A 15,816-nucleotide genomic window follows, 5' to 3' on the forward strand; every position below is an offset into this window, starting at 1 on the left:
GTCGAGGTCCACGAGCGGACGCAGTCCCAGCTTGTTCAGGGCGGCCACGTGACCGGGCTCGGCGCTGCGGTGGCCCGCGATGCAGGCCGCGAGGACCTCGGGGGCGATCGCACGGGCCACCAGGGCGGCGGCGCCGGCGCTGACGCCGTCCAGGATCACCGGCGTGCGCAGGGACGCCCCGCCCAGGAGCAGACCGACCATCGCCGCGTGCTCGAAGCCGCCGATCGCGGCCAGGACGCCGATCGGGTCGGCCGGGTCCGGCTGGTGGAAGTCCAGGGCGCGGCGCACGACCTCGGTCTTGCGCGCGAGCGTCTCGTCGTTGATGCCGGTGCCGCGGCCGGTGACCTCGGCGGGGTCGGCGCCCGTGAAGACCGAGATGAGCGCTGCGGACGCAGTCGTGTTCGCGATGCCCATCTCGCCCGTGAGCAGGGCCTTGTTGCCGGCCGCCACCAGGTCGCGGGCGGTCTCGATGCCGACCTCGATGGCCTGCTTGGCCTCCTCGCGGGTCATCGCGGGGCCGGTGGTCATGTCGGACGTGCCGGCGCGGACCTTGCGGGGCAGCAGCCCCGGGGTCGCGGGCAGTTCGGCGGCGACGCCCACGTCCACCACGCACACCTCGGCGCCCACCTGGCTCGCGAAGGCGTTGCAGACCGCTCCGCCGCCCAGGAAGTTGGCGACCATCTGCGCCGTGACCTCCTGCGGCCAGGGGGTGACCCCCTGCGCGTGGACGCCGTGGTCGCCCGCGAAGATCGCGACGGCCGCGGGCTCCGGGATCGGCGGCGGGCACTGCCGGGACAGACCGGACAGCTGCGCGGAGATGATCTCCAGCATGCCGAGCGCCCCGGCGGGCTTCGTCATCCGCTTCTGGCGCTCCCAGGCCTCGCCGAGCGCCTTGGCGTCGAGCGGGCGGACGCTGGCGACGGTCTCGGCGAGCAGGTCGTGCGGGTCCTCGCCGGGCAGCGCGCGACGGCCGTACGTCTCCTCGTGGACGACCCAGGACAGCGGACGGCGCTTGGCCCAGCCCGCCTGCATCAGCTCGGGCTCCTCGGGGAACTCGTCGACGTAGCCGACGCAGAGGTAGGCGACCACCTCGAGGTGTTCCGGCAGCCCCAGCGCGCGCACCATCTCGCGCTCGTCGAAGAAGCTCACCCAGCCGACGCCCAGACCCTCGGCGCGGGCGGCGAGCCAGAGGTTCTCGACCGCGAGCGCGGAGGAGTACGGCGCCATCTGCGGCTGGGTGTGACGGCCGAGGGTGTGCCGGCCGCCGCGGGTGGGGTCGGCGGTGACGACGATGTTCACCGGGGTGTCGAGGATGGCCTCGATCTTGAGTTCCTTGAACTGCTTCGCACGCCCCTTCGGCAGCGACTTCGCATACGCGTCACGCTGCTGGACCGCCAGTTCGTGCATCGCGCGCCGGGTGTCGGCCGAGCGGATGACGACGAAGTCCCAGGGCTGCGAGTGGCCGACGGAGGGCGCGGTGTGGGCGGCCTCCAGGACGCGCAGCAGCACCTCGTGCGGGATCGGGTCGTCGCGGAAGCCGTTGCGGATGTCGCGGCGCTCGCGCATGACCTTCAGGACGGCCTCGCGCTCGGCGTCGCCGTACCCGGGCGCGGCGGGCCCTGCCGACACGCGCGCGCCTTCCCCGGCGGCCGGTTCGTCGTCCTGCTCGGCGTCCGTGGTCCGCAGGCTCTCCGGGCTCTGCACGACCTCGGGGTCGACGGCCGCGGACGCGGGGACACCGGCCTCCTGCCGGGCGTCCGCGGTGTCGGCGGCGGCCGGGGCGTGGCCGGTCTCGCCGGTGGAAGCCTGGCTGTGCGCGGTCTCTTCGGGCGCGGTCTCGCGGGGGGCGGGGATCGTGACGGCGGGCAGGTCCGGGGCGGCGGCCTCGGCGGCGGACGGCTCCTCACCGGCCGCTTCCTCGGCTGCCTCGGGGGACGGCTGCGGAACCGGCTGCTCCTCGGTCGCGGGCACGCCCGGGTGCGGCGAGGCCGGGGCGAGGTGCGCCGGGGCGGGCGCCGCTGCGTCCACCGGCACGAACTGCCCCAAGGGCTGCTGTGACACGGACTCCGGCACGACGTGCCCGGACGGGGCTTCCGGCGTCCGGTGCGCCGCGTGGTCCGTCTCCGGCGGTCCCGGCGCGGGCTGGGGACCCTGCGGGGCGGCGGTCACGAGGTCGGCGCCCGACGCGTCGTCCGCCGGCGCGGGCGCGGGCTGCGGAGCGGGGACGGCGTCCGCGAGGAACGTCGCGGGCTCGGGGGCGGCGGTGGCAGCGACGAGCTCCTCGGCGACAGGCTCCTCGGCGACAGGCTCCTCGGCGGCGGACGGGTCGGGGACGGCCGTCGGCTGCGGGTGGGCCGTCGGGTCCGGGTGGGGGGTCGACTCCGGGCGGGGGGTCGACCGGGTCTGCGCCGCCACTTCGTCAGGCCCGGTCTCCGGTCCTGCCTCCGGCTCGGGCTGCGGCTCCGTCAGGTGCGCCTCGGGGGCGGCGGCCGTCTCGGACTCCGGTTGGGTGGACCCGTCGTAGGCGTCGGCAGGCTGCGGGGCGTCCGGGGTGTGGGACGCCGGGACCGCGATGTGGGCCGCGGCGGGGGTCAGGGGCTCGGGCTCGGGCGCGGGCTGGTTCTCCGGCTCCGCGTCCGTCGGCTGGGTCTGCGGGGCGGGCGGGGCGTCGGGGGCCGGCTCGGCGGGCTGCTCCGCTGCTGCGGGGTCTGCCTGCGCACCGACCGGCTCGGTCACGGCGTCGGCGCTCTGCACGTGCCCGGCTTCCGGGACCTCGGGGGCGGACTCCGTCGGTTCCGGCGTCTCGGCCGCTTCCTCGGTCACGGTCTCGGCGGGCTGCCGAGCCTCGGCCTCCTCGCCTTCTCCGCCCGGGGCGGACTCGGCCTCCGGGGCCGAGGCGGGCTCGGCGACCTGCACGGTCTCCGGGACGGCAGGCGCGTCGGCGACCGGGACGGTCTCCGCCGGCGTCTGCGGAGCCGGGGCAGGCGCGTCGGCGGGACGGGCCTCCGGCGCCTGGGCCTCGGGCTGCATCCGCGGCTCGGGCTCCTGGGCGGCTTCCGCCGCGGGGGCCGCCACGGCGGAGTCCGGGGTCTTTGCCGGGTCGGCCACGGGCTCGGCGGGTTCGGCGGCCTCCGCAGGGGCGGCCGGCTCGGCGGGGCCGACCGCCTCGGCGGCGCCGTGCCCGTCCGGTTCGGCGACTTCCGGCGTCCGGGACGCCGCCGCGGCATCCTCGTCGGCCGGCAGCGAAGGCGTCGGCTCCACGGGGACGTCCGCCGGCCGGTCGTCGCCGGACAGGGGCGCGTCCGCGGCCTCGGCGAGGTCCTGACCGGCCTCCGCCATCATGGCGGCGCCCAGCAGCTCACCGGGGTCGACGACCCCGTACGACCCGGTGGACGACGTCTGCGGCGAGGCGGTCTCGGGTTCGCCCGCGTGCTCCGCCGCCGGTTCCTGCGGGGCGGTCGCGGCGATCGCCTCGGTCGCCACCCGGGCCACCACGGCCTGGGCCACGCCCGCGACTTCGCCCTGCTGCTGCGCCGCGACCTGGGCCGGCACGTCCGCCTGCACGGTCGTCACCCCGGATGCGGCCGGCGTCTGCGCCGTGACCTGTGCGGCGCCCCAGGGGGACGCGCCCTGCAGCGGCATCTCGCGCAACTGCGGCACGTCGAGGTACTCGGGTCCGGAGGCGGACGGGCCGGGCTGACGGACCGGCGCGCCCGCAGGACCGCGGTCGGCGAGGGAGCGGACCGGGCTGGCGGAGGCGTCGGGGATCGGCGGGCCGAGGTGCAGGGGGCGGCGCGGGGCCGCCTGCGGCGCCGACGCGCCGGGCAGGCGGACGCCGCTGAGGTCGACCGAGCCGCTGTCGCGGCCGTCCGTCTCGTGCGGGCCCGGCTCGTGCACCGCCTCGACCACCGGCTCCGGGGCCGGCGGGGCCACCTCGTTGCCCCATGCACTCTGGGCGCCCGGCAGCAGCAACAGGTCTTCGTCCTCGGCGGGGGACTCGGAGAGGTAGGCGTACGCACCGTGCGCGGGGGCGCCCGGCTGCTCCACCATGCCTGCGTTCTCCGGCAGCGCCTCGCCCGGGACCTGGCCGGTGTCGGTCATGCGTACCCCTCGCCCATCGGTTTAGTGCTCCTACGACCAGCTCGCCCGGAGCGGCGCACCATCCGCCCCGCAGTGAGAACGAGCGTCCGTGCCCAGCGGCACGAACGACCCGCTCGAAAAAGCGACAAAGCCATACAGTGGCATTGTCCCGGCCATCGTGTCGTCGCGACAGCTTGATCCGCGACGCTCCGCTGTGGACTGCGCCACGTTGCGCGTCCTCCGGTTCTGCCGTACCACACCCTGCCCAAAAGGGAGGTGTTTTCCGGACATTGACCGACGAAGCGCCGGGCGACCGGAAGCGGTACGACGATCGGCCAGCCTACCGCGCGCGGTACGACAACAGGATCACCGGGCGGGCGAACCGGGCTGCGGCCCGCGGTCCGCGAGAACCCCCGTGAGCAGGAACGCGACGCTCCGCTCCGTCTCCGTCCAGGCCCTGGTGTCGAGTTCGACGGCCTGGACGAGGGCGCACTCGACACGGTAGCCGTGCTCGGTCAGGTCGCGGCCCACGAGTTCGGCGGCGTCCCGGGTGGCCGCGTGGGCGACGACGCGCTGCGGGCGGCGGTCGGCGACCGCGGAGACGACGGCCGCTCCCCCGCCGCCGACCCGGACGACGTCCGGTTCGGGCAGGTTCTCCAGCACGTGCGGGGCGTCGCCGCGCACGATCTGAAGCTGGACCCCGTGCCGACGCGCGGCGGCGTCGGTGCGGGCGCAGGCCAGCATGTCCCGGTCGACGGCGATGACGGCGGCCCCCGCCCGCGCGGCCTCGACGGCGAAGGCGCCGCTGCCGCAGCCGATGTCCCAGACGAGGTCGCCCGTCCGCGGCCCGAGGTGGGCGAGTTGGGCCGCGCGCAGCAGCGGCGCCTCCCCTTCGCCCAGCCCGCCGCCGTAGGCGTCGGCCGGCAGGGTCCAGCCGCGCGGGCCGGCGCCCGGGTCACGGCCGGCGATCCAGCCGCCGTCCCCGGCCGTCGCCGGGCCGGCGGGGCCGATGACGATGACGACGTTGGGGTCGCGCCAGGTGTGGTCGGCCGCCTTGTCGGAGGTGACGACGCTGACCTGCTCGCGTGCGGTGCCGAGTTCCTCGCAGACCACGAAGGTGCGGTGCACGCCCTCCATGAGCAGGCCGAGCTCGGCGGGACCGGCGCCCGGGGAGGTGAGGACGGCGACCTTGGTGTGGGCGCGGCACACGTTGACCGCCCGGCGCAGGGTGCGCCGGTGGGCGACGACCACCTGGGCGTCGTCCCAGGGCATTCCGGCGCGGGCGAAGGCGGCGGCGACGGCGGAGACCGCCGGGACGACCTCGACCTCCAGGCCGAACTCGGGCGCGCGCAGGGTCCGTACGACGCCGAAGAAGCCCGGGTCGCCGTCGGCGAGGACGACGGCGGTGCCACGGTGGCCGGTGATGCGGCGGGCGGCGAGGGCGACGCTGCCGAGCCGGATGCGTTCCGCGCCGGGCGGCACTTCGGGCAGCGCCAGGTGGTGGGCGGCGCCGGCCACCAGCGTGGCGGCGCTCAGAGCGGAGCGGGCCGCGTCGGTCAGCGGCGAGCCGTCCCAGCCGATCACCGTGACGCGGTCGGCCATCTCGTCAGTCTCCCCCGGGTTCACGCAGGCAGCGGGCTCCGTGAGGGTACCTGGTCGGCGGGCGGGGGCGGCGGCGGTGACACCTGCGGCGAGGTCAGTTCCAGTCGGCGTACGACGTGAACTCGCCGCTCTCCGCGAAGTGCTCGCCGCCGCCGTCGAGGTCCTCCGGGAGGAGGCTGTAGACGATGTAGTCGGTGCGCACCTCGTTCCAGGATCCGTCCCCGGCGCGGGCGCGCGCTATGCAGGCGCCGCGCAGCACGCCCTCGCTGATGCAGCCGATCTTCTGCGCGACCTGCTGGGATGCGGTGTTGTCGGCAGCCGTGCGCAGCTCGATGCGCTCGAACTTCTGGTCGGTGAACAGCCATTGGGCGGTGGCCAGCGCCGCCTCGGAGGCATAGCCCTCGCCGCGCGCCCAGGGGGCGGTGATATACGACAGCTCGGTGGAGCGGACGTGCCAGTCGGTCTTGGCGAGCTGGACGAGGCCGACCAGGCGCTGGGTGAGGAACTCGGTGACGGCGAGGTCGAGGCCGCGTCCCGCGGTGCGTTCGTCGGGGGCGTACTCGGCGATCCAGCGCCGGGCGGCCGCCTCGTCGAAGGGCTGGGGCACGGCGGTCCAGGCCGTGACCTGCTCGTCGTTCATCATGTCGGCCAGGGCGGTCACGTCGTCCTCGTCGAGGGGTCGCAGCACCAACCGCTCCGTGCTGATGGAGATGTTGGGGAAGGTGCTCGTCATGCGCCGCTCCGTAACCTTCGGGACCTCGGGTGACACCTGCCGTCCCGTCAGGGCCGGCTGAACTGCCCAGCATGCAGCATGTGGGCCCGGAACCCCACCACGGGGTCCACACCGGGTGAAGGCGCGGACCCCGTGCGTGTGCGTCGCAGGGCTCGGGTCAGAAGGCCGCGACGACGGCGCCGTCGTACTTGTCCTCGATGAACTTCCTCACCTCGGGCGAGGTGAGCAGCCCGGCCAGCTTCTTCACGCGCGGGTCGCCCTCGTCGCCCTTCTTCACGGCGAGGAAGTTGGCGTACGGGTTGCCCTTCGCGGACTCCGCCACCAGGGCGTCCTTCGCCGGGCTGAGGTCGGCCTCCAGCGCGTAGTTGCCGTTGATGACGGCGGCGTCCACGTCGGAGAGGGAGCGCGGCAACTGCGCCGCCTCGAGCTCCTTGAACTTCAGGCCCTTGGGGTTGGAGGCGACGTCCTTGGGGGTCGCGTCGTAACCGACGCCGGGCTTGAGCCCGATGAGACCGCCCGCCTCCAGGAGCTTGAGCGCGCGGGCCTCGTTGGTGGTGTCGTTCGGCAGGGCGACGGTGGCGCCCCTCTCCAGGGCGTCGAGCTTCTTGACGCTGCGGGAGTACAGGCCGAGCGGCTCGAGGTGCACCGTGGCGCCGGGCACGGCGACGATGTCGGTGCCGTTCTTCTCGTTGAAGTCGTCGAGGTACGGCTGGTGCTGGAAGTAGTTGGCGTCGACTTCGCCCTGCTGGACCGCCGTGTTGGGCGTGACGTAGTCCGTGAACTCCTTGACCTCGAGCTTGAGGCCGGCCTTCGCCGCGAGGTCGTCCTTGATGTAGTCGAGGATCTCGCCCTGGGGGGTGGGGGTGGCGGCGACGGTCAGCGTGGCGTTCGCGTCGGCGCCGGAGTCCTTGTCCGAGCCGCAGGCGGTGAGTCCGAGGGTGAGGGCTCCGGCGGCGAGGACGGCAGTGGTGATCTTGGCGGTGTTACGCACGAAAAGTGCCTTTCCTGAAGGGTGGTGCTGGCCCCGCTTCGGGTGGTGCGGGGAGTCCGGTGTGCGGCCCGTGGAGGGCTCAGGCGACCTTGCCGACGTCGGCGGCGGCCGGCCTCTTCGCCTTCAGCAGGCGGAGCTTGGGGGCGGGGCCCGAGCCGCCGCCGCGGCGGTGCAGGGAGCGGGCCGTGAAGTCGCCCGCGAACTGGATGAGCGAGATGACGACGGCGAGGATCGCCACCGTGACCCACATCAGTTCGGTCTGGAAGCGCTGGTAGCCGTAGCGGATGGCGATGTCGCCGAGTCCGCCGGCGCCGACGGTCCCGGCCATGGCGGAGTAGCCGATGAGGGTGACGACTGTGGTCGTGGCGCCGGCGACCAGGGAGGGCAGGGACTCCGGGACGAGGACCTTGCGCACGATCGTCCAGGTGTCGCCGCCCATCGACTGCACCGCCTCGACGAGCCCGCCGTCCACTTCGCGGACAGCCGTCTCGACCAGACGTGCGAAGAACGGGATGGCGCCGATGGCGAGCGGCACGATCGCGGCGTCACGGCCGATGGTGGTGCCGGTGACGGTGCGCGTGAAGTCCATCAGCGCCACCATCAGGATGATGAAGGGCATCGAGCGGGCGACGTTCACGACCTGCCCGATGACCTTGTTGGCGAGGACGTTCTGGAGCAGCCCGCCGCGGTCGGTCAGGACCAGCAGGACGCCCAGCGGGAGGCCGGCGGCGACGGCGACGAGGGTGGACCAGCCGACCATGTAGAAGGTGTCCGCACAGGCCTGCGTCAGCAGGGGCTGCATCTCCGACCAGCTCACTTGACGCCTCCCTCGATGAGCGCGGGTTCCTGGGACGCGCGGTCCACGACGTCGATCTGCAGTCCCTGTTCGCGCAGGAAGCCGATGGGCACGACGTTGTCCTCGTAGCGGCCGGGCAGTTCGATGCGCATCCGGCCGATCTGGAGGCCGCCGACGGTGTCGACCGCGGCGCCGAGGATCGATATGTCGATGTTGTAGGTGCGCGACAGCTGGGAGACGACGGGCTGGGTGGCGGCATCGCCGTGGAAGGTGACGTCGACGACGGTGCGGTCGTGGCCGCTCGCCTCGCCGCCGACCGGGAAGAGCGCGGCGGCCAGTTCGGAGCCCGGGGTGGCGAGCAGTTCGCTGACCGTGCCGGACTCGACGAGCCTGCCGTGCTCCATGAGCGCGGCGGAGTCGCAGATCGACTTCACCACGTCCATCTCGTGCGTGATGAGCAGGACGGTCAGGCCCAGCTGCCGGTTGAGGTCGCGCAGCAGCTGGAGGATCGAGCGGGTGGTCTCCGGGTCGAGTGCGCTGGTCGCCTCGTCGGAGAGCAGCACCTTCGGGTCGCCGGCGAGTGCGCGGGCGATGCCGACGCGCTGCTTCTGGCCGCCGGACAGCTGCGCCGGGTAGGCCTTCGCCTTACCGGCGAGCCCGACCAGGTCGAGCAGCTCCAGCGCCTTGCGGGATCGTTCCTTCCCGGAGGAGCCGAGGATCTCCAGCGGCAGTTCGACGTTGTCCTGCACGGTCCGCGAGGACAGCAGGTTGAAGTGCTGGAAGACCATGCCGATCCGGCTGCGCGCCTGTCGCAGCTCCCGTCCGGCGCGGGGCCCTCGCCCGGCGAGCGCGGTGAGGTCCCGCCCGTCGACGGTGACCGTGCCGGCCGTGGGGCGCTCCAGGAGGTTGACGCAGCGGATGAGCGAGGACTTTCCGGCGCCGGAACGGCCGATGACGCCGTACACCTCGCCTTCGCGTACGTGCAGGTCGACGCCGTCCAGGGCGGTGACCTCACGGCCGCGCGAGCCGTTGGTCCGATAGATCTTCGTCAGGCCCGTGGTGGTGATCACGTGGGGGTTTCCGTCACTGTCGAGTGCGCGGGCGTGGGTGTGCCCGGGCGCACGGATGCGGGCTGTCAGGGCGCGACACGGTTCTCGCCGTGGCGGAAGGAACCGGGGAGAGACATGTGCGCGGGGCGCGGCTCAGCTCACGTACGGCGGGCATGCGGCGTACGGACCTGCCACGGCGTCTCGCTTCGGGGCGCGAGCTCTGGGGTGGTGCGGGGGCCCTCTAGAAGGCGCACATTCGACACAGACAACGAGCACCGGGCGTCATGGTCGCCTCGGTCGCGCGGATGCGGCTGCTCATCGTGGTCATGAGCATCAGTAAAGCAGACGTACGGTCCTGACCGAGACCCGCCTGTCCGCATGCTGGACAGACGTGGACAGCGGTCGGCGCTCCCGACCCGCATCCGGAGATCCCCGCGCACGCGCCGTTGACCTGCGGCGACGAGGCGAGCGGGCCCCGCAGCGCACGGTCGGCGGGCGGTCGGCGCCCGGTCGTCGGCTCGGTCGCGGGCCCGGCGGGCTGTGGCCGACGCCACGGTCGTGCCGCCGGTCCCACGGGTCCCCGGGGCCGACCGCGGGGCGCCTGTTACGCCGTATTAAGGTCGCTGCATGCTTGATGCCCTGACGACGGCGACCGGCGTCGCCGCGTTGCTGCTCGCCGCCTGGTGCGGCTGGGCCGCCTACCGCGACCAGCCGACCAAGGACTGGCACTTCATCGGGATGGCCGTGGTCGCGCTGCTGGCCACGGTCCAGCTCGTGATCGGGATCGTCCAGCTGGCGCGGGGCGAGAAGCCGGAGCAGGGCACCACGCTCTTCGTGGCGTATCTGCTGGGCGCGTTCGCGTGCGTGCCGACGGCCGGGTTCATGTCGCTGGCCGAGCGGACCCGGTGGGGTTCGGTGACGGTCGCCGCGGGCGGAGTGGTCCTCGCCGTGCTCGAGGTGCGGCTCTTCGACATCTGGGGAGGCTGAGATGACGGCGGTGCAGGAGAAGCCGGACCGGCTGATCAGCGGGCCCGGGATGCTGCTGGTGTGGTTCTACGGCGTGATGGTGGTCGGGGCGGTGTCCCGGTCGGCGTACGAGATCGCCGCGCACTTCGACCGGGCGCCGCTGTCGTACACGCTGTCGGCGGTGGCGGGCGTGGTGTACGGCTTCATCACGTACTCGCTGGTGCGGGGCGGCGAGACGGCCCGCAGGGCGGCGCGGCTGTGCTGCGCCGCCGAACTCGCGGGCGTGCTGATCGTCGGGACCTGGACCCTGGTCCAGCCGTCCGCCTTCCCCGAGCCGACCGTGTGGTCCGACTTCGGGATGGGGTACGTGTTCATCCCCGTGCTGCTGCCGGTGTCGGCCCTGTACTGGCTGCGCACGTCCCGTACGGCTACGCCGTAGCGGCGTACTCGCCGGCCTGCTTCTCCAGGACGATCATCGGCACGCCGTCCGTGCCCTGGGAGGTGCCGACCGTCTCGTAGCCGACGCGGCGGTAGAGGCGGAGGTTGCCCTCGCTGCGGTGGCCTGCGAAGAGGCGGAACTTCTTGGCGCCGCGCTCGCCGCCCAGCGCCGACTCGGCGGCGCGCAGCAGCCGTGCGCCGATGCCGTGCCCCTGGAGTCGGGGATGGACGCAGAGCTTGCCGATGGCGGCGGCGCCGTCCTCGGTGAGGGTGCCGCGCACCGAGCCGACCACCTCGTCGCCCAGCCGGGCCACGAAGACGCAGTCGGCGGCGAGTTCCTGCCGGACCGAGTCGAGGCTCTGCACGAGCGGGGCGATGCGGTAGTTCCCGTACAGCGCGGCTTCGCTCTGGAAGCACAGGTACTGCAGTCTGAAAATCTGCTCGGCATCCTGCTCGGTCGCCACCGAGATGGTCACGCTCATGCCCATGTGCGCACGCCTCCCGCTCACCTGATCGCCTGTGGTCCCTCACTCCTATCCCCGCACTTCGGGAGCCGCAACCTCCGGTGCGAGCAAACGGCGAAGACATCCCAGACATCTGGAACGTTCCGGTCCGAGACTGCCCTGTGAGATACCCAACTTCCCTGCGATCTCCCGGTAGGTGAGGTCCTCGGGCGAGAGCAGGGCCTGCAGGAGACGCGAGCAGCGGCCGGGCAGCCGGGCCACGGCCTCACGCAGGGCGCGGTGGCGGGCGGCGGTCAGGGCCAGCTGTTCGGGTCCGCGCTCCGCGTCGTCGACGGGCTCGGTCTCGTACGGCTGTTCATGACGGGTGGTGCGGCGGGTGCGGCGGACCTCCGCCCGGACGGCCCGGCGCAGCCAGCCCTCGGGATCGCGGGGCGGGCCGTCGGCGGCGAGGCGTTCGAGCAGCCGGAGCCAGACCGCCTGCTCCAGGTCACCGGGGTCGGCGCCGGCGGCGGGGGCCTCCGCGGAGGCCTCCGCGCTGAGCAGCGGGTGCAGGGAGGCGAGCAAGTCGGGGGTCATATGCCCCACGATGCGGCGGCCCGGACGGTCGGTTGCCCGGGCCGCAGACTGTCACCCCAACGAGGAATCAGCCGTTGACGAAGTCCGCGCGGGCCAGCACCCCGGTGTCCGGGTTGTCCGTGAAGACACCGTCGATGCCGGTCGCGAAGTAGGTGCGGAACGCGGCGAAGGGGTCGCCGTAGGCGTCCGGGTCCGAGCCCTTGCGGAAGTCGGCGGGCAGGAAGGGGTTCTCGTTGCGCATGGTGTAGGGGTGCAGGATCAGGCCGACAGCGTGGGCGTCCTTCACCAGGGTGGTCGGCGTGGTCAGCCTGCCGGCCGCGTCCTTGGGGATGACCAGGTCGAGGGTGGGTCCGATGCCCTGCGCGTACCCGGCGATCTCCCGCAGACCGGCCCGCGTGACGAGGTCGGCGACGGTGCGCGGGTCGCCCGTCTCGACGAAGTCCCAGGGGCGGGAGGCGGCGGTGGACAACAGCACGACGAGCGGGTTGTCGACCAGCTTGTTCAGGCGCTGGATGCTGGTCGGCTCGAACGACTGCAGGACGACCGGCGAGTTCTTCCGGTCCTTGCCGTACTTGTGCAGCAGTTTGGCGACCCGCTCCTCCAGCCCCAGGCCCAGCTTGCGGAAGTAGGTGGGGTGCTTGGTCTCGGGGTAGATCCAGACCTGCTTGCCCCGCTTACGGGTCTGCTCGTCCTGCCACTTCAGGACCTCCTCGAAGGTGGGGATCGCCCAGCGGCCGTCGTAGAGCGTGTTGTGCGGGCGGTTGGCAGGGATGCGCTCGATCGCCCGCAGTCTCTTCAGCTCGGCGAGCGTGAAGTCCTCGGTGAACCAGCCGGTGGTGGGGACGCCGTCGAGCACCTTCGTCGTGCGGCGGTCGGCGAACTCGGAGTGGGCGGCGACGTCCGTCGTCCCGCCGATCTCCGGCTCGTGCCGGCAGACGAGGTGGCCGTCCCGGGTGGGGACGAGGTCGCCGGCCTCGACGATGTCGGCCCCCAGGTCGAGGGCGAGCTGGTAGGAGCCGAAGGTGTGCTCGGGGCGGTAGCCGCTCGCGCCGCGATGACCGATGACCGTGGGCGCCGGAAGGCTCTTCAGGCCGCCTCCCCTGTGGCGCGCCTCGGCGGCCGACGCCGTGCCGGACAGACCGAGCACGCCTCCGGCGCCGAGCACGGCCGCACCGAGGAGCGCCCGTCGCCCGGTGCCGCCCGCGCGCGCCTGCTCGTTCGACTCCTGCGTGTCCTGCGTTCCCATGAGGGGCCTCCCAGCCGTCGGCTCGTCCGTGCGGGCCGATGGTAGGGGCGTGTACATGACCTCCGGGAGACCTCGGCCCCAACACGCGGAGGACGGCGGACGGCACGTGGTGTACGCCGAGTGCGTGAGGTCGCCTACGACGGATGCGGTCCGCGCGGTCCGCCGAGGTGACGGGTCGTCGGACGCGGGGATTCGGCGCGGGATTCGGCGGGGGCGGCCGGGGAACCCGCTCATCGCCGGGGTGCGACGGCGGCCGCGGCGGGCGGCGGCAGGGCTGCGGCGAGGCTCAGGGCCCTCTCCCGGCCCCTCTCCGGGCCCCTCTGCGGGTCCGGGGCGGTTCGCCTCGTTCCGTCTGGATGACGAGCGGGCTACGGGCGGGCGGCGATGCGGCCGTACAGGTAAACAAACGTCAACAGTGCGTAAGACCTGGGTGACCCGATGTGCGTCTGCCCCCGGCCCGCGAGTATCGTCCTCACCTGCACAGACTCATACCGTTTTCCCTTGACATCGGAGGGCTCGTTGTCGCGCTTCGCGCTCATCAAGGCAGTGCTCGGACCGGTCATGCGCCTGATGTTCCGCCCCCGGGTCGAGGGCGCGGAGCACATCCCGGGCGACGGCCCCGTGATCCTGGCGGGCAATCACCTCACCTTCATCGACTCGATGATCCTGCCGCTGGTGTGCGACCGACAGGTCTTCTTCATCGGCAAGGACGAGTACGTCACCGGCAGGACCCTCAAGGGCCGGCTGATGGCCTGGTTCTTCACCGGGGTCGGCATGATCCCGGTGGACCGGGACGGCGGCCGCGGCGGCGTCGCCGCGCTGATGACCGGACGCCGGATCCTGGAGGAGGGCAACGTCTTCGGGATCTACCCCGAGGGGACGCGGTCCCCCGACGGCCGTCTCTACCGGGGCCGCACCGGCATCGCACGGCTGACGCTGATGACGGGCGCGCCCGTCGTGCCGTTCGCGATGATCGGCACGGACAAGCTGCAGCCGGGCGGAGCGGGCATGCCCCGTCCGGGCCGGGTGACGGTCCGGTTCGGCGAGGCGATGGAGTTCTCCCGGTACGACGGGATGGACCGGGACCGCTATGTGCTGCGGGCCGTCACCGACTCCGTGATGACCGAGGTCATGCGGCTGTCCGGCCAGGAGTACGTGGACATGTACGCCACCAAGGCCAAGGCGGCGTAGCCCCTCCGGGCGGAACGGCGTGTCCCCACGCCACCCGGTCCTGCCGGGTGACGTGGGGACACTGTTGTACGGGGGGCGTTCTGCGGGTCGCGGGCCGGTTCGCTCAGCCCGCGGTCTCCAGGCGCTGTCCCCTGAGCAGGAACCACGCCGCCACCGCCGCCGCCAGCAGGACCGCCGCGCCCACTCCGGACGCCACCGCGAGGCCGTCGACGAACGCCTCGCGGGCCGACGCCAGCATCTGCGCGCCCTCGGCCGACGGCAGGCGCCCCGCCGCCTCCACCGCCCCGCCCAACGACTCGTGCGCCTCCTGCGGCGTGCCCGCCGGGGCCGCGAAGCCCCGGTAGACGCCGGTCACGATCGAGCCGAGCAGGGCGATGCCGAGCGCCGCGCCCAGTTCGTACGCCGTCTCGGAGACGGCCGAGGCCGCGCCCGCCTGGTCCTTCGGCACCGAGCCCAGGATGACGTCCGCGGTCACCGTGAAGGAGAACCCGGCGCCCACGCCGACCACCAGCAGGGCCGCGCCCAACATGGGGTAGCCGGTGGTCCCGGTGACCGTCGTCAGCGCGGCCAGCGCCAGGCCGATCGCCGCGAGGCCGCCGGAGACCACGGCCCGCACCGAGAAGCGGCGCGCCACGCGGCCCGCCAGCAGACCGGCCGTCACCGCGCCCACCGCCGCGGGCAGTTCGGCCAGCCCCGCCTCCAGCGGCCGCCTGCCCTGCACCGACTGCAGGTACTGGGAGAGGAAGAACACCAGGCCGGACATGCCGAGCACGGTCAGCAGGTCGGCCAGCACCGCACCGCTGAAGCCGCGCCTGCGGAACAGCCGCATGTCCAGCAGCGGGACCGGCAGAGCGAACTGACGCCGCACGAAGCCCCACAGTGCCGCGGCGCCCAGTACGGCCGCGGCGAGGGTCTCCCAGCTCGGGCCGTGACCGGCGACCTCCTTCACGGCGTACACGACGGCGATCACGCCGACCAGCGACAGCGTCACGCTGATCAGGTCCCAGGGACCGTGGTCGGGGTTCCTGGACTCGGGCAGCGTCTTCACGCCGACCACCACGAGCACCACCATGACGGGCAGGTTGATGAGGAAGACCGAGCCCCACCAGAAGTGCTCGAGGAGGAAGCCGCCCACGATGGGGCCGACCGCGGTGCCCGCCGAGGCCGTCGCACCCCAGATGCCGACCGCGAGACTGCGTTCGCGCGGGTCGTGGAAGAGGTTGCGGATCAGGGCGAGGGTGGCCGGCATGAGGGTCGCTCCGGCCACGCCCAGCAGGGCGCGGGCCGCGATCATCGTCTCCGGGGAGGTCGCGTAGGCGTTGAGGACCGAGATCAGGCCGAAAGCGGTGGCGCCGAGGAGCAGGATCCGCTTGCGGCCGATGCGGTCGCCGAGGCTGCCCATCGAGACGAGCAGACCGGCGATGACGAACGAGTAGACGTCGCCGATCCAGAGCAGCTGCGCTCCGGAGGGTTCGAGGTCCTCGCTGATGTACGGGGTCGCGAGACCGAGGACGGTCGCGTCGACGGCCACCAGCAGCACGGCGAGCACGAGGACGGACAGCGCCAGCCAACGGTCGGGGCGCTTCACCGCCTCGGTCGTGGTCGCCGGCTGCAGGGTGCTGGTCATGGTTCCTCTGTTCGTGAGCTGGGTCGGTCAATGGGGGCGCCGAGCAGTCGGCGCCCA

13 protein-coding genes are annotated in these 15,816 nt (G+C 73.3%); 3 read left to right on the plus strand and 10 right to left on the minus strand.

The genetic code is table 11. The annotated features are described in order from the left end of the window. The 6 genes from cobT to ABT300_RS04585 form a co-directional block, all read right to left on the minus strand. Positions 1-4,101 (minus strand): nicotinate-nucleotide--dimethylbenzimidazole phosphoribosyltransferase (cobT, locus tag ABT300_RS04560; RefSeq protein WP_351672046.1); only part of this gene is annotated, 4,101 nt, incomplete at its 3' end. A gap of 345 nt (positions 4,102-4,446) precedes the next feature. Continuing rightward, a complete protein-coding gene (cbiE, locus tag ABT300_RS04565; protein ID WP_351672049.1) occupies positions 4,447-5,682 on the minus strand; it encodes a precorrin-6y C5,15-methyltransferase (decarboxylating) subunit CbiE in 1,236 nt (411 codons plus the stop codon). 94 nt (positions 5,683-5,776) lie between these two features. Next, positions 5,777-6,415: a GNAT family N-acetyltransferase gene (locus ABT300_RS04570; RefSeq protein ID WP_351672052.1), complete on the minus strand. Its 639-nt coding sequence runs from the start codon at positions 6,413-6,415 to the stop codon at positions 5,777-5,779. Between the two features lie 157 nt (positions 6,416-6,572). Further along, positions 6,573-7,406 carry a MetQ/NlpA family ABC transporter substrate-binding protein gene (locus ABT300_RS04575; RefSeq protein WP_351672055.1) on the minus strand — a complete coding sequence of 278 codons (834 nt, stop codon included), beginning with the start codon at positions 7,404-7,406 and terminating at the stop codon, positions 6,573-6,575. A gap of 79 nt (positions 7,407-7,485) precedes the next feature. Then, positions 7,486-8,223: a methionine ABC transporter permease gene (locus tag ABT300_RS04580; protein ID WP_351672058.1), complete on the minus strand. Its 738-nt coding sequence runs from the start codon at positions 8,221-8,223 to the stop codon at positions 7,486-7,488. Next, positions 8,220-9,272 carry a methionine ABC transporter ATP-binding protein gene (locus ABT300_RS04585; protein WP_351672061.1) on the minus strand — a complete coding sequence of 351 codons (1,053 nt, stop codon included), beginning with the start codon at positions 9,270-9,272 and terminating at the stop codon, positions 8,220-8,222. The genes ABT300_RS04580 and ABT300_RS04585 overlap by 4 nt, the downstream gene beginning before the upstream one ends. 606 nt (positions 9,273-9,878) lie before the next feature. Between ABT300_RS04585 and ABT300_RS04590 the strand changes: the two genes are divergently transcribed. Together ABT300_RS04590 and ABT300_RS04595 are read left to right on the plus strand one after the other, a co-directional pair. Continuing rightward, positions 9,879-10,238, plus strand: a complete 360-nt coding sequence (locus ABT300_RS04590; protein WP_351672064.1) for a hypothetical protein — start codon at positions 9,879-9,881, stop codon at positions 10,236-10,238. Between the two features lies 1 nt (position 10,239). Then, the gene (locus tag ABT300_RS04595) at positions 10,240-10,656 is read left to right on the plus strand and encodes a hypothetical protein (protein ID WP_319281496.1); all 417 of its coding nucleotides are present in this window, start codon (positions 10,240-10,242) and stop codon (positions 10,654-10,656) included. Here ABT300_RS04595 and ABT300_RS04600 read toward each other — a convergent pair. The 3 genes from ABT300_RS04600 to ABT300_RS04610 form a co-directional block, all read right to left on the minus strand. After that, complete coding sequence (locus ABT300_RS04600; RefSeq protein ID WP_057580404.1) at positions 10,646-11,143, minus strand: GNAT family N-acetyltransferase; 498 nt, start codon at positions 11,141-11,143, stop codon at positions 10,646-10,648. The genes ABT300_RS04595 and ABT300_RS04600 overlap by 11 nt on opposite strands. 45 nt (positions 11,144-11,188) lie before the next feature. Then, complete coding sequence (locus tag ABT300_RS04605) at positions 11,189-11,695, minus strand: RNA polymerase sigma factor (protein WP_351672069.1); 507 nt, start codon at positions 11,693-11,695, stop codon at positions 11,189-11,191. Between the two features lie 67 nt (positions 11,696-11,762). Further along, positions 11,763-12,941, minus strand: coding sequence for a glycerophosphodiester phosphodiesterase (locus tag ABT300_RS04610; protein WP_351672072.1), 1,179 nt, complete (start codon positions 12,939-12,941; stop codon positions 11,763-11,765). Between the two features lie 519 nt (positions 12,942-13,460). On the opposite strand from ABT300_RS04610, the gene ABT300_RS04615 reads away from it, so the two are divergent. Next, positions 13,461-14,132: a lysophospholipid acyltransferase family protein gene (locus ABT300_RS04615; RefSeq protein WP_351672215.1), complete on the plus strand. Its 672-nt coding sequence runs from the start codon at positions 13,461-13,463 to the stop codon at positions 14,130-14,132. Positions 14,133-14,235: 103 nt separating this feature from the next. Here ABT300_RS04615 and ABT300_RS04620 read toward each other — a convergent pair whose 3' ends face one another. Beyond that, the gene (locus ABT300_RS04620) at positions 14,236-15,759 is read right to left on the minus strand and encodes an MFS transporter (protein WP_351672075.1); all 1,524 of its coding nucleotides are present in this window, start codon (positions 15,757-15,759) and stop codon (positions 14,236-14,238) included. Between the last annotated feature and the right edge of the window lie 57 nt (positions 15,760-15,816).

Origin of the sequence: Streptomyces sp. NPDC001027 (assembly GCF_040299045.1) — a bacterium.
In the GTDB taxonomy this organism is placed as follows: Bacteria; Actinomycetota; Actinomycetes; order Streptomycetales; family Streptomycetaceae; genus Streptomyces.

Excerpts from the sequence above, each read along its gene's own strand:
- cbiE (WP_351672049.1), bottom strand. The coding sequence starts at position 5,682 with ATGGCCGACCGCGTCACGGTGATCGGCTGGGACGGCTCGCCGCTGACC.
- ABT300_RS04570 (WP_351672052.1), bottom strand. The coding sequence starts at position 6,415 with ATGACGAGCACCTTCCCCAACATCTCCATCAGCACGGAGCGGTTGGTG.
- ABT300_RS04590 (WP_351672064.1), top strand. The coding sequence starts at position 9,879 with ATGCTTGATGCCCTGACGACGGCGACCGGCGTCGCCGCGTTGCTGCTC.
- ABT300_RS04595 (WP_319281496.1), top strand. The coding sequence starts at position 10,240 with ATGACGGCGGTGCAGGAGAAGCCGGACCGGCTGATCAGCGGGCCCGGG.
- ABT300_RS04600 (WP_057580404.1), bottom strand. The coding sequence starts at position 11,143 with ATGGGCATGAGCGTGACCATCTCGGTGGCGACCGAGCAGGATGCCGAG.
- ABT300_RS04605 (WP_351672069.1), bottom strand. The coding sequence starts at position 11,695 with ATGACCCCCGACTTGCTCGCCTCCCTGCACCCGCTGCTCAGCGCGGAG.
- ABT300_RS04610 (WP_351672072.1), bottom strand. The coding sequence starts at position 12,941 with ATGGGAACGCAGGACACGCAGGAGTCGAACGAGCAGGCGCGCGCGGGC.
- ABT300_RS04620 (WP_351672075.1), bottom strand. The coding sequence starts at position 15,759 with ATGACCAGCACCCTGCAGCCGGCGACCACGACCGAGGCGGTGAAGCGC.